The 12,747-nt window shown below is 59.3% G+C and carries 14 protein-coding genes; 3 read left to right on the top strand and 11 right to left on the bottom strand.

The features are described from left to right. Window positions 1-90: 90 nt before the first annotated feature. The 7 genes from nac to CFBP4996_RS05710 all read right to left on the bottom strand — a co-directional run bounded on the left by nac (window position 91) and on the right by CFBP4996_RS05710 (window position 7,314). On the bottom strand, window positions 91-1,029 hold the full coding sequence (gene nac, locus CFBP4996_RS05740) for a nitrogen assimilation transcriptional regulator NAC (RefSeq protein WP_080852064.1): 939 nt from the start codon (window positions 1,027-1,029) through the stop codon (window positions 91-93). A gap of 322 nt (window positions 1,030-1,351) precedes the next feature. Further along, window positions 1,352-2,560, bottom strand: a complete 1,209-nt coding sequence (locus tag CFBP4996_RS05735) for an aspartate transaminase (protein WP_080852066.1) — start codon at window positions 2,558-2,560, stop codon at window positions 1,352-1,354. Window positions 2,561-2,595: 35 nt separating this feature from the next. Continuing rightward, entirely contained in the window at window positions 2,596-3,339 is a 744-nt protein-coding gene (locus CFBP4996_RS05730; protein WP_080852067.1) for a branched-chain amino acid ABC transporter ATP-binding protein, read from the bottom strand. After that, on the bottom strand, window positions 3,329-4,102 hold the full coding sequence (locus CFBP4996_RS05725; RefSeq protein ID WP_080817072.1) for an ABC transporter ATP-binding protein: 774 nt from the start codon (window positions 4,100-4,102) through the stop codon (window positions 3,329-3,331). The genes CFBP4996_RS05730 and CFBP4996_RS05725 overlap by 11 nt, the downstream gene beginning before the upstream one ends. Then, entirely contained in the window at window positions 4,099-5,085 is a 987-nt protein-coding gene (locus tag CFBP4996_RS05720) for a branched-chain amino acid ABC transporter permease (protein WP_080852068.1), read from the bottom strand. The genes CFBP4996_RS05725 and CFBP4996_RS05720 overlap by 4 nt, the downstream gene beginning before the upstream one ends. A 144-nt stretch (window positions 5,086-5,229) precedes the next feature. Next, the gene (locus CFBP4996_RS05715; protein ID WP_080852069.1) at window positions 5,230-6,102 is read right to left on the bottom strand and encodes a branched-chain amino acid ABC transporter permease; all 873 of its coding nucleotides are present in this window, start codon (window positions 6,100-6,102) and stop codon (window positions 5,230-5,232) included. Between the two features lie 21 nt (window positions 6,103-6,123). After that, on the bottom strand, window positions 6,124-7,314 hold the full coding sequence (locus CFBP4996_RS05710; RefSeq protein ID WP_080852070.1) for an ABC transporter substrate-binding protein: 1,191 nt from the start codon (window positions 7,312-7,314) through the stop codon (window positions 6,124-6,126). Window positions 7,315-7,612: 298 nt separating this feature from the next. Between CFBP4996_RS05710 and CFBP4996_RS05705 the strand changes: the two genes are divergently transcribed. Both CFBP4996_RS05705 and CFBP4996_RS05700 read left to right on the top strand, forming a co-directional pair. After that, window positions 7,613-7,753, top strand: coding sequence for a DUF1127 domain-containing protein (locus CFBP4996_RS05705; protein ID WP_080853169.1), 141 nt, complete (start codon window positions 7,613-7,615; stop codon window positions 7,751-7,753). A 148-nt stretch (window positions 7,754-7,901) separates the two neighbouring features. Further along, window positions 7,902-8,339 (top strand): GNAT family N-acetyltransferase, encoded by a 438-nt coding sequence (locus CFBP4996_RS05700; RefSeq protein ID WP_080852072.1) that lies wholly within the window; start codon window positions 7,902-7,904, stop codon window positions 8,337-8,339. Window positions 8,340-8,380: 41 nt separating this feature from the next. Here the strand turns inward: CFBP4996_RS05700 and CFBP4996_RS05695 are convergent, their stop codons facing one another. Further along, complete coding sequence (locus CFBP4996_RS05695; protein ID WP_080852073.1) at window positions 8,381-9,031, bottom strand: glutathione S-transferase family protein; 651 nt, start codon at window positions 9,029-9,031, stop codon at window positions 8,381-8,383. Between the two features lie 105 nt (window positions 9,032-9,136). Next, window positions 9,137-10,348 carry an MFS transporter gene (locus CFBP4996_RS05690; RefSeq protein ID WP_080852074.1) on the bottom strand — a complete coding sequence of 404 codons (1,212 nt, stop codon included), beginning with the start codon at window positions 10,346-10,348 and terminating at the stop codon, window positions 9,137-9,139. 245 nt (window positions 10,349-10,593) lie between these two features. On the opposite strand from CFBP4996_RS05690, the gene CFBP4996_RS05685 reads away from it, so the two are divergent. Continuing rightward, entirely contained in the window at window positions 10,594-11,250 is a 657-nt protein-coding gene (locus CFBP4996_RS05685) for a peroxiredoxin (protein ID WP_035217366.1), read from the top strand. Between the two features lie 65 nt (window positions 11,251-11,315). Here the strand turns inward: CFBP4996_RS05685 and CFBP4996_RS05680 are convergent, their stop codons facing one another. Further along, window positions 11,316-12,119 (bottom strand): hypothetical protein, encoded by an 804-nt coding sequence (locus CFBP4996_RS05680; RefSeq protein WP_080852075.1) that lies wholly within the window; start codon window positions 12,117-12,119, stop codon window positions 11,316-11,318. 32 nt (window positions 12,120-12,151) lie between these two features. Beyond that, window positions 12,152-12,604 carry a DUF5680 domain-containing protein gene (locus CFBP4996_RS05675; protein WP_080852076.1) on the bottom strand — a complete coding sequence of 151 codons (453 nt, stop codon included), beginning with the start codon at window positions 12,602-12,604 and terminating at the stop codon, window positions 12,152-12,154. Window positions 12,605-12,747 lie beyond the last annotated feature (143 nt).

Below are 12,747 nucleotides of genomic sequence, written 5' to 3'. Positions count from 1 at the left end.
AATCCGTTCACTGATGGAAAATTGAAGCCTTCAGCCGGCCTTTACCAACACAACCTCGGTCTGCCGCCATAGGGTTTGCTTATAGCGAATTCAGATGGCGCGAATGCCGGGGTGGTGGCCGCTCTTGAGCTTGGTGACGATCTCGAGAAGCACGGAACGCGCCGCCAGAGCCGGCTCGGAAAGCGGCATATGATCGGAGACGCAGAGCGAAACCGTGGCGTCGATGACTGGGGTTGTGAGCGGGTGCAGCTGCGCGCCGCTGAAGCTCGGGGTTTCCAGAACAACGGAGGCTGGAAGGATCGTTGAGCCGAGACCGTCCAGTACCGCCGCGCCCAAAGCAGGCACGGATTCCAGCTCGGAAATGACCTCCGGCTTTGCCCGCGCCCGCGCCAGCCCTTCATCGATGAGCCGGCGAAGGAAATGCGCCTTGCTCGGCAGCAGCATCGCGTGGCCATCCAGCGCCGAGAGCGGAAGCGGCTGACCGGGTTCGGCCGGCAGCTTCATGTCGGCGGGCGAGACGAGGAACATTTCTTCCCGGAACAAAGGTTCCAGCGTCACGCCCTTGATCGGATCGGAGGTGTAGATCAGCGCCATGTCCATCTTGCCGGTCATGATCAGCTCGCTGAGAATATGGCCGAAACTGTCGTTGATATGGACCGTAATGGCGGGAAACCGCGCCCTCATCTCCTTGATGAGCGGCAGGGACAGCGCGCTGGAGGAGGAATAGGTCGCGAGCCCGATGGAGACGCGGCCGGAGACCGAGCGGGCGGAGCGGTCGATATCGGTCTGCGCCTGCTCGATCTGCTTCAGCATGATCTGTGCATGGCGATAGAGGATCAACCCCGCTTCGGTCGGTGCGATGCCGACATTGCTGCGCAACAAAAGCTGGTGTTTGAAATGCTGTTCCAGCGACGCGATCTGCTGCGACAGCGCCGGCTGCGCCACACGCAGAATGCCGGCGGCACGCGAAACGCTGCCGGTATCGACGATCTTGACGAAGCTCTTGAGTTTTTTGAAATCGACGCTCATCGGTCCCCACTTTTTGGGGAAATCCTAGCGTATCGAGGAGGAAACAGGAATGGATTTCTGCAAGGACGGCGCGTAATTTCAATGGGATAGAGCGTTTCACATGTCCCGAACACTGTAGACGACACAAGTGCTTTATGTAATCGGATATTCCCTCGCCCTCATTCCTGTGCTCGTCACAGGAATCCAGCCGACGCGCGTCTGCGCGGCGGGAAGAGTCCTCTCAGCCCAAGGACTTGGGCTGGCTGGATCCCTGTGACAAGCACAGGGATGAGGGACGGTGAGCGGACCGCAAAAAAGCCTCCTTTGGGCCGAGCGGTCTGTCTTACCGCAGGGCCGCCACCGCGCTCTCAATGCGGTCGCATGCATCCTCCAGCACTTCCATGGAGGTGGCAAAGGAAATGCGGAAATAGGGCGAAAGCCCGTAGGCCGCGCCCTGGAGAGCCGCCACGCCGACGCTATCGAGGAGATAGAGGACGAAATCGAGATCGTTTTCGATCACCTTGCCATCCGCCGTCGTCCTGCCGATCACCCCGGCGCAGCTCGGATAGAGGTAGAAGGCCCCATCCGGCGCCATGCAGGAAAGGCCGGGGATCGCGTTCAGGCGCGCGCAGGCGTAGTCGCGCCGCTGTTTATAGACCGCGACACTTTCCGTCACGAATGTCTGATCGCCCGAAAGCGCATGGGCGGCGGCGGCCTGGCTGACCGAGGACGGGCAGGATGACATTTGCGATTGCAACTTGTTGATGGCGGCAATGAGGGCTGCCGGCCCTGCCCCGTAACCGATCCGCCATCCCGTCATGGCATAGGATTTTGAAACGCCGTTGGTCAGAAGCACACGGTCCTTCAGTTCAGGAACGACGGCAACGAGGGTTTTCATCGGCTCATCCCTGAACCAGACCTGATCGTAAATATCGTCGGAAAGGACCATGACATGCGGATGGCGCAGCAATACGTCGCCGAGCGCCTTCAGTTCCACTTCGTTATAGGCAGCACCCGTCGGGTTCGAGGGAGCGTTGAGGATCAGCCAAAGCGTTTTCGGGGTGATCGCCGCTTCCAGCGCTTCGGCCGTCAGTTTGAACCCCGTTTCCTCCGGGCATGCGACGATGACGGGCGTGCCGTCATTGGCGATGACCATATCGGGGTAAGACACCCAGTAGGGAGCCGGAATAATCACTTCCGCACCATTCTCCACACTTGCCATCAGCGCCAGGAACAGGATCTGCTTGGCGCCGCCGCCGACGCAGATTTCGTTATCGCCATAGGTGATGCCGAGACGTCTCTGGAAGTCGCCGATGATCGCCTTGCGAAGCGCCGGCGTGCCGTTGACTGCTGTGTATTTGGTCTCTCCCCGGTCGATGGCGGTATGCGCCGCCGCCTTGACGGCTTCCGGTGTATCGAAATCCGGCTCGCCCACCGTCAGGTCGGCGATGTCGCGGCCGGCGGCCTTCAATTCGCGGGCGCGGGCCGCTGCCGCCGTGCTCGGCGATACCTTGATTTTCGACACGCGCGATGCAGGCACAAAAGTGCTCATGGTCTTTCCTCGTCTGATATAAAGCTTTGGACCTGTCAGTGCGCGGCTTCGAGTTCGCCACGCATCTTTCCGGTCAGGAACAATTCGCCAAGTTCGTCATGGGTGATCTCCGCAGGCGTGCCGTCCCAGATCACCTTGCCGAGACGGAGAATGACGGCGCGCTCAGCCACCTCCATGGCCTTTTTGGTGTTCTGCTCGACCAGCAGGATGGTCATGCCATTCGCATGCAGCCGCAGCAGCTCGTCGAACACGATGCCGATTGCGGCCGGCGACAGGCCGACCGAGGGCTCATCCACCAGCAGCACCTTCGGCCGCTGCAGAACCGCCATCGCCACTTCGAGCAATTGCTGCTCGCCGCCCGACATATTGCCTGCGAGCGTCGAGCGCCGTGTCTTCAGGATTGGGAAAAGATCGTAGACATAATCCCGGTCCGCCTTCACCTTCGCATCCCGGATGGTATAGGCGGCCATTTGCAGGTTTTCATCGACGGTCATGACCGGGAAATTGCAACGGCCCTGCGGCACGAAGGATATGCCCTCCCCCAGAATGGAGCGCGACGATAATCCGGCGATGTTCCTGCCGCGCCAGTCGATGCCGCCTTCCTTGATGGTCGTCATGCCATAGAGCGTCTTGAGCAGGGTGGATTTGCCCGCACCGTTCGGCCCCATGAGGGCCACGAATTGCCCGGCCGGCACATCCAGATCGACGCCGTTCAGGATATCGAGATTGCCGTAACCCGCGCGCAGGCCCTTGATGGAAAGATTGCTGTCAGCCGCCAAGATAGGCCTCCCTCACACGCTGGTCCTGAATGATGTCATGCGGCAGTCCCTCGACCAGTTTCGTTCCCTGATCGAGCACGACGACACGCTGGCAGATGCTGGTAACGACATCGATATTGTGTTCGATGACGAGGAAGCTGACGCCGAGCGATTTATTCGCATATTGGATCGTCTCCACCACACGCTCGATGATCTTCGGGTTGATGCCTGCCATCGGCTCGTCGAGCAGGATAAGCTTCGGTTCCGGCATCAGCATGGAAGCGAACTGGATGAGTTTCTGCTGGCCGCCGGAGAGATTGCCGGCGGGCTGATGGCGAACGTCCCAGAGGCCCGCCATCTTGATCAGCTCGCGCGCCCGCTCTCTCAACCCGGCCACGCGGCGGCGCGACATGCCGCCGAGGCCGAATGTCGACAGGAGCGAGGGAAAGGTGAACATCTGGCCGGCGATGATGAGGTTCTCCTCCACATCGAGCGCCTTGAAGGTCACCGTCTTCTGGAACGAGCGCAGCATGCGGCCTTCGCGGGCGATGCGGTTGAGCGACCAGCCGGTGATATCCTGCCCGTCCAGTATCACCTTGCCGGTATCCGGCCGGGCAAGCCCAGTGCTGCAATCGAAGAAGGTGGACTTTCCGGAACCGTTCGGGCCAATCAGCCCGGCGATTTCGCCGCGATTGATGTGCATGCTGACATCGTTGACCGCCTTCACCGCACCATAGGACTTGCTGAGGTTCTTTATCTCAAGGATGGGAAGATGAGCCGTCATTTCGAACCTCCGATCGCGTTCCAGAAGCGATTGATCAGGGGAGCAAAGCCCTTTTTGAACCAGAAGACGAGAACGAGAAGGCAGAAGCCATAGGCGATCATCCGCACTTCAGGAGCTACGCGCAGCGCCTCGGTCAGACCGACGAAAAGCAGGCTGCCGAACACGGTTCCCGAAATCATGCCAGCACCGCCGCCGAGAACGATGATCAGCATCGTCGTGGAATAATACATCTGGAAGGTCAGCGGGCTGACCACCGTGAGGTAGTGGGCATAGAGGCTGCCCCCTACCCCGGCAAAAACGGCGCTCAGCATGAAAACGATCAGCTTGTAACGCCATGTGGGTACGCCGAGAGACTCCGCCAGCGTTTCGTTTTCGCGAATGGCGACCATGTTGCGGCCGGCCGGCGAGCGGACGATTGCCCATGCGGCGAGCGTTCCCAGCAAGCAGATGGCCAGAGCCAGATAATAGAAACTGGTGGTTCCGCTGACCGTGAAGGAGAGCGGGCCAAGCTCGAAATAGGGTTTCGGAATACCCGAGAGGCCCATGTCGCCGCGGGTCAGCGAAATCCAGTTCTTGGCGATTGCCTGGCCGATGATGACGAAACCGAGCGTACACATGACGAAGGACGTCGAGCGAAGCCGCAACGCCGGAATGCCGAGCGGCAGGGCGAGAGCGCCGGAGACCAGGCCGGCGGCAATCAGGTTCACATAAAACGGCGTTTCATAGTGCACCGCCAGCAGGCCGGCGGTATAGGCGCCGATGCCGAAGAATGCCGCCTGCGCCAGCGATAACAGGCCGGTATAACCGACGAGCAGATTGAGGCCATGCGCCGGCAGCATGAAGATGAGCGCGATGATCAGCGAGTGGGTAACGTAACGCGTGCCGATGAAGGGCGCGGCAAGTGCTACGACGATCAGGACGGCGGCGAGCGGAATGCGCAGATCGCGGCGGCGTGCCTGGGGAACGGTGTCTGTGAGAGACATGTCGAGTCCTCAAAATTCGAGTAAATTCGGCGGGCGCGGCTTCTAAAGCGCGTCGCGTTTAATTGAGCTCATGCGACGCGCTTTAATTTTGTTTTTACGCATGTCTTTGTCCCAAAACCGCTGCACACTTTTGGGAGACATGCTCTAAAAGCGCGCCTGCGTCGAAAACAGGCCGTGCGGACGCCACATCAGCATCAGGATCAGCGTTGCGAAACCAACCGTGTCGCGGAATTGCAGCCCGACATAGGTGGCGACGAGGCTTTCGGCGATGCCGAGGATCATGGCCGCGAAGAAGGTGCCGCGCACGTTGCCAAGGCCGCCCATGATGATGATCGGCAGGGTCTTGAAGGTGATGAGCTCCCCCATGCCGCCATAGACGCTGACATTGACCGGAGCTGTCAGCACGCCGGAAAGCGCTGCAAGTGCGGCGCCCAGGATGAAGGTGCGCAACACGACCTGCGAGACATCGATGCCGACCACGCCGCAGCATTCGACATTTTGCGAGACCGCCCGCATCGCCATACCGAGACGGCTATAGGTCACCATCAGCTCCAGACCGACGAAGACGATCAGACACACGACCAGAATGAGCACGCGCTGCTGCGCCAACGTGAAGCCGAGGATGGAAATCGGCTCGATATAACCGCCGGCGAAAAACTTGTAGCCGCCGCCGAAGACAAAAATGATCGTGTTCTGCAGGATCAGCGCGATACCGAGGGTGGCGAGAACGCCGGACTCGGCCGGCGCCCCCACCATTCTGCGCATCACGAGCTGGCCGACCACATAGGCCACGACCACGGTGGAAAGAACGCCGACGACGATCGAAGCCTCATAGGAAAGGCCGAGATAATCGATGGCGAACCACGCCCCGAAGGTTCCGAGCATGTAATATTCGCCATGAGCGAAGTTGATGGCTCTCAGCACCCCGAAAATCATGGTCATGCCGACGGCGACGATCGCGTAGACGGAACCGGTGACGATCCCGTTTACGACTTGCTCGAGAGTTGTCGAGAACATGGCTGTACCCCTCCCGGTCTATCAGTTCGCAGGGTACTGGATTTCCGCCGTATAAGCGCCCTTTATGCTCGGCTTGCCGTTCTCGATCTGCAGAAGGATCATCGGAAGGCGCGCCTGATTGTGATCGTCGAAGGTCACTTCGCCGACCGGGCTCTTGTACTTGATCTTGGAGAGCGCTTCGCGGACCGCATTGCGATCAGCGCTTCCGGCTTCCTTGATCGCCTGGGCGAGCAGGTTGACGGTATCCCAATGCACATAGGCGTGATTGTTCGGCGCTTCCTTGTATGTCGCGATGAATTTCTCGACGAAGGCCTTGCTGGCCGGACTATCGAATTGCGGCAGCCAGGCTGCGGCCTCAACAGCGCCCTCCATGGCTTTCGGCGCGGATTTGATTGTCTTTTCGGTGTTGAATTCACCGTTGCCGATCAGTGTAACCTTGCCGGCAAGTCCGAGTTCCAGCATCTGACGGGCGACAATCGGCGTCGTGTCGGCGAGACCGTACATGATGATCGCCTGCGCGCCGTTATCGCGGATCTTCGCCAGCACGCTGCGGAAGTCGACCTCGCCTTCCTTGTAATAATCCTCGCTCAGAATTTCTCCCTTGAAGTCGGGCAGATATTTCTTGGTGAAGGTGATGGCGGAACGGCCGTAGTCGCTATCGACCGACAGGACGGCGAATTTGGTGAAACCACGCTGTTCGGCGGCGTATTTCGCCACGACAAGCGCACGGTTCTCATCCGTCGGATAGTTGCGGAATGTCCATTTGAAACCGCCGACGCCAGCCTGATAGGTGATCTTCGGGTTGGAGGACGCGGCGTTCAGCAGCAGAACCTCGGCATCCTCGGCGACAGGCTGCATCGCAAGCGTCACGGAGCTGGAGACATCGCCGATGACGAAATCCACCTCGTCCTGATCGATCAGGCGGCGGGTGGCCGAAACGCCTTCGACCGGCGTGCCCTGGCTATCGGCATTGAAGAGTTCGATCTGCTGGCCGTTGATGCCGCCAGCCGCGTTGATGTCCTTTACCGCGAGTTCCGCGCCATGCATGGAGAAAGCGCCGTAGCGCGCATTCGGGCCGCTCATCGGCGCGACGAGGCCGAGCCTTATCGTCTCTGCCGCATAAGCGGAGGCGGAGAGCGCCGGCGACAGGCTCAGGATCGGAGCGACCGCTGCGGAAACCAGTAGAAGTCTGCGAGTAATACCGTTTTTCATGTTCCCACTCCTTTTCGGATTTATCTGTTCCGGCTTTGGCCGGGCGAGCTTTTGCCGCTTTTGCGGTTCTTGTCGATTAACGTCATGCTAATCTTTCAGGCAGAGTAGGTTCATCGCCGGATATTTTGCCAACACAAGTCCTTTCTGCCGCTATAGCGTTTCCTTATGCCGGCAGTCGTTTCCCCCTATCCAGACGTCGGGTTTCGATTTTTGCATGTCTTCCATGCAGGCAAATGCCTGTATTTTTCGCGTCGGAATGGGCATATTTTATGCAATCTCATCACTGGAAACCACGAAAATGAAACTTCACGAAACCGTTCGAAACTATTTCCGCAACCGTCGCGCCGTGGCCGAACTGAGCGCGCTCGACGACAGAAGCCTTTCCGACATCGGCGTCAGCCGCTCGCATATCCGTTCCGCTGTGGAAGGCCGCCGCTAACAGGCAGAAGTGGCCGCCTTCATGGGCGTCCGCGCGCAGCTCGATCTTCAGGCGCTGAAAATTGCGCCTCAGAATCGGTAAAGCTCCTGTAGAACTCTCCTCCACATATTGGGCGGCGCTGTCAGAGCGCGGCCAAGAGGAGAGTCGAATGAACCAACCCGATTATTCCCCTGACTATTCCATCGTCGCGAGAACCCCGTCTGTCGAGGACTATCTGCGCCTTCGCGCCGTGGCCGGGCTAAGCCCCTTTTCACGGGAGGCGGCGGAGAAGGGTTTGCAGGGCACGGTCTTCTCCGTGCTGGTTCTGCATGCAGGTTCCGCCATCGGCATGGGCCGGCTGATCGGCGATGGCGGCTGCTTTTTTCAGGTCGTGGACATTGCCGTCGATCCCGCCCATCAGGGCCGAGGCTTGGGCAAGAAGGTCATGGAGGCGCTGATGGGCCATGTGAAGAGAGAGCTTCCCGCTTCGGCCTATGTCAGCCTGATCGCCGATGTGCCGGCAAACAGGCTATACGAAAAATTCGGCTTCAAGGAGACCGCGCCGAGGTCGCTCGGAATGGCCTATCGCGTCAGCACCTCGGCTTGATCGCAGGCAGTCCGCAGTGAGGGGCCTCCCGTCGATGCGGTTCAGCCGTTCGATGCAGCTTTGAAAATCGCCAACTGATCGGTAAAGGCGCGTTTATAGGCGGGACGCGCCTCGCCGCGAGCGACATAGGCCGCGAGATTTGCGTATTCATCGAGAATGCCCGAACTCTTTATCCGTTGCAGCACCGATATCATCAACAGATCGCCGGCGCTGAATGCGCCGTCGAGCCATTCGGCCTTCCCCAGTCGGTGGGACAATTCGCCGAGCCGCTTGCGGATGCGTTCATCGACGATCTGCAGTCGCTCGCCGTGCCAGCTTTTGTCCCTTTCGAGAAAACCGGTGACAAAATGCTCGACAATGGGCGGTTCCATGGTGCTGAGCGCGGCGAACATCCACATGATCGCGCGCGCCCGCGCATCCGCATCCTGTGGCAACAGGCCGGCATGGCGTTCGGCTATATGGAATATGATCGCACCGGATTCGAACAGGACGAGATCACCCTCCTCATAGGTCGGGATTTGCCCGAAGGGTTGAAGCGCCAGATGCGCCGGTTCCCGCATCGCCTTGAAGGAAAGAAGGCGGACGTCATAGGGCTGGCCCACTTCTTCGAGTGCCCAGCGGACGCGCATGTCGCGGGCGAGACCCTTGCCGCCATCGGGCGAACGTTCAAAAGCGGTAATGGTGATTGTCATTGCTGTTCTCCATCACTCCCCACCCCGGAATGCTGTCGCCTGACGTTACGTCACACTATGCGCTGGGATGAGCGAAAACAACGTCGTCGTGTTTTCGGCACAGGCTCAGGCGGCGGCGCGCTTTCGACGGGATACCCAGATCAACACCGGCAATGCGGTAAAAGACAGTGCGGCGCCCGCCAGGAAGGTGCCGAAGGAACCATGGAGGTCCCACAGCAAGCCGGCGATGACATTGCCGACCAGCACCGCCAGACCTGTCATCAGATTGAAGACGCCGAAGGCCGTTCCCTTGAGATGTGACGGTGCCGTTTCCGCAATCAGGGCTGCGAGCAGACCCTGCGACAGACCCATATGCAGCCCCCACAGCAGAATGCCGAACAGGAACAACGGAATGGAATTGGCAAAAGCGAGCGTCAGATAGGAGGCCACCAGCACGGCCACGCTCGCCGCGATAATTCCTGAGCGGCCGATCCTGTCCGAAAGCCGGCCGGCGGGATAGGCTGTCAGGCCGTAGACGGCATGCATGATGACCATCGTGATCGGTATCCATGCCGGCCGGAAGCCTGCCTCTTCGGATTTCAACAACAGGAATGCTTCGCTGAAACGAGCGAAGGTCAGGAGCGACGCCGCGATGATGACGATCCAGACCGCCTGATTGAGTTTCGCAAAATCGGCGAGCCGGAATGGCTTTTCGGCTTTCGGTCTTGCGGGCGCATCCGGTTCCTTCACACCGGCGATGAGGATGAACACCGCAAGGAAAGCGGGAATGACCGCGATCCAGAAAATGGCGAGCACATTTTCGCTGAGCGCGAACATCAGCCCGATGGCCGCCAGCGGCCCGATGAAACCGCCGACCGTATCGAGCGACTTTCTGAGCCCGAATGCGGCGCCACGAATTTCGGGCGGCGTCACATCGGCAATAAGGGCATCGCGCGGCGTTCCGCGAATGCCCTTGCCGACCCGGTCCACCGCCTTGGCGGCGACGATCCAGCCAAGCGAGGTTGCGAAGGGAAAAGCGAGTTTCGAGATTGCGCCGAGACCGTATCCAAGCACGGCGAGCATTTTCCGCCGCCTCGTCCAGTCCGCGATAATCCCGGAAAACAGCTTGGTCGTGGTGGCGATGGCAACCGACATGCCCTCGATGAAACCGACAGTGACCGCGGAAGCGCCGAGACCGGAAACGAGATAATAGGGCAGCAGCGTCTGCACCATTTCCGAAGAAATATCCATCAGAAGGCTAACGATGCCCAGCACCCAGACCGTCGCTGGAATGCGTGCCCGAACCGTTGCAGAAACAGGCGCAGAAGAAGTCGTCATGATGGCCCCCCGATCGTCTCTGGAATAATCATGTCCTCCTGAAACAATCAACCGGGCGGATATCGCGCAACCGCGACAAACGGGGAAAATCAGGGCCATCAAATCTCTGTGGGGCTGAAGCAAATACCGCCGAAGTCCGATGAAAGGGCTGGCCATTTCACGCAAAAACTCTAAGCTCCAGCGCCGGACACGGATTGCCGAGAACCATCAGTTTTCAGTTCAAATCATTAGGGAGAAAACATCAGATGAGCCTGCGTATCAACGACATAGCACCCGACTTCACCGCCGAGACCACCCATGGTCCGGTGAGCTTCCACGACTGGATCGGCGACGGCTGGGCGGTCCTGTTTTCGCATCCGAAGAACTTCACCCCCGTCTGCACGACGGAACTCGGCGCGATGGGCGGCCTGCAGCCGGAATTCGAAAAGCGTGGTGTCAAGATCATCGGTATTTCGGTCGATCCGGTCGAAAGCCATGAAAAATGGAAGAACGATATTCGCACCGCGACCGGTTTCAACGTCGACTATCCGCTGATCGGCGACAAGGACCTGAAAGTCGCCAAGCTCTATGACATGCTGCCCGCCGGCGCGGGCGACAGTTCCGAAGGCCGCACGCCTGCCGACAACGCCACCGTGCGCTCCGTCTTCGTCATCGGGCCTGACAAGAAGATCAAGCTGGTTCTCACCTACCCCATGACCACCGGCCGCAACTTCGAGGAAATTCTTCGCGCTATCGATTCCATCCAGCTCACATCCAAACATCAGGTGGCGACCCCGGCCAACTGGAAGCAGGGCGAGGATGTCATCATCACGGCCGCCGTTTCCAACGAGGATGCGATTGCCCGTTTCGGCTCTTACGACACGGTTCTTCCGTATCTGCGCAAGACCAAGCAGCCCGGCTGATTTGAAGTCAGTGATGGGGCGGTGAACATCATCGTCCCATTCGCTCCCAGGTAAGACAGCGGGCTCTAGCCGGCTTCCTGCCTGACAACGCGCAGCATGGGCCGGGCATCGAGTTCGGCGGGCGCGAAACGCGCAAGAAGGTCGAAAGATGTTATGGCTTCGCCGGCAGCGAAGCGTCGCCCGTTGACAACGAGATGCCCGAGGCCGAATAGCGTGAGAAGCGCTTCCGTCGCATCTCCGGCCGGGGTTTCGAAAAGCAGATTCGTCTGGCCGAAATGTTCCAGACCCGTTGTCCAGGCCCTGATCTTTTCCCCCTCCTCCATCACGAAGGTTCCGAAGGCCAGCATCGTTGCCATTTGCTGCGGCTGGTCCAGATGGCTGTTTGCGTAATTCAGATAGTCATCGAGATTGGCGCGGCCGACGATCATGTCGAGATAATGCAATGCAACGGCCTGCATGGGGGCGACCTGATGAATGCCGAGCAGGGCTGAGGCGATCTCGTTATGGGCGATTTCAGGATCGTCCTCATCCGCCATGATGAGGAATTTGAACTCGCACTGATGTGTTGCGCGGCTGAAATCGTCATATGCCGCTTTGGCATCGACGCAAAAGGTCTTTGACCAGTCGACGCTGGCCTCTGCGACTGCCGGATATTGGGCCGGTGCAACCGGCGCCACTGCGACCGGCTCGGGAGTGCCTACAAAAACCCTGGTCGAACCGCGCAGGCCGTCAAACACGCCCTTTTCGCTCAGCCGCTCACATTCATATCCCTCCTCGCCCCACGCTTCTGTCAGCGTCAAATCCGAGATCGCGGGTTCGCTGTCGAAATAGAGTGTCGCCTTGAAAAATTGAGCGTCGCCATTTGCCATTGCAAATTCCCGTCCATGGCATTTCCTGCGCTCTATGGCTTTATGATCCCGCCATGATAGTCAAGCCGGTATGTTTCGACATGGCCCCGGTAAATGCGCTCGATGCCGGTGAAGGACCGGAATTCGCCTTCATTCGTATCGACATAGACAAGATTTTCCACCGGGTGGGTGAAGCCGCCAAGGAACCGGCCCTCCCGATAGAGCGTGGAAAGCGACCGCTGAATGACACTGCCAGCCGTGGCGCCGTCGATCATGTCGTGCCGGAGGATGCGGCCGTAGTAACTCATCGCCCACACCGCTGTTCCCTCATGCCAGACGACCTCCTGGCCGATGAAATCGGTTCCACCGAAATAGCTGTCGATATAGTGCCAGTCGCCGCTCTGATAACCGAGATCGTGCGATCCCTTGCGCGTGGGCGTCGCGGATTTGTTGCCGCCGCCGACATAGGTGGCGGACTTGGCCTGCACGATGAACTCTTCCAGCATGGGAAACCTTTCGGGACAAGAACATAAAGTGAACATAAGCGATTTTTGGGGTGGTCGCAAGTGCGGTCCCTGCCCGGCATCAAACCCGCATTTCAGCAATGGCGGGCTTGGTAATCGCGGCGTTTGCGCTTAGAAGCGTTGCA

It is taken from the genome of Agrobacterium leguminum (assembly GCF_005144435.2).
In the GTDB taxonomy this organism is placed as follows: Bacteria; Pseudomonadota; Alphaproteobacteria; order Rhizobiales; family Rhizobiaceae; genus Agrobacterium; species Agrobacterium leguminum.
Note: the sequence above shows the minus strand (reverse complement) of the source record. Positions and strands in the feature narration are given on the sequence as shown.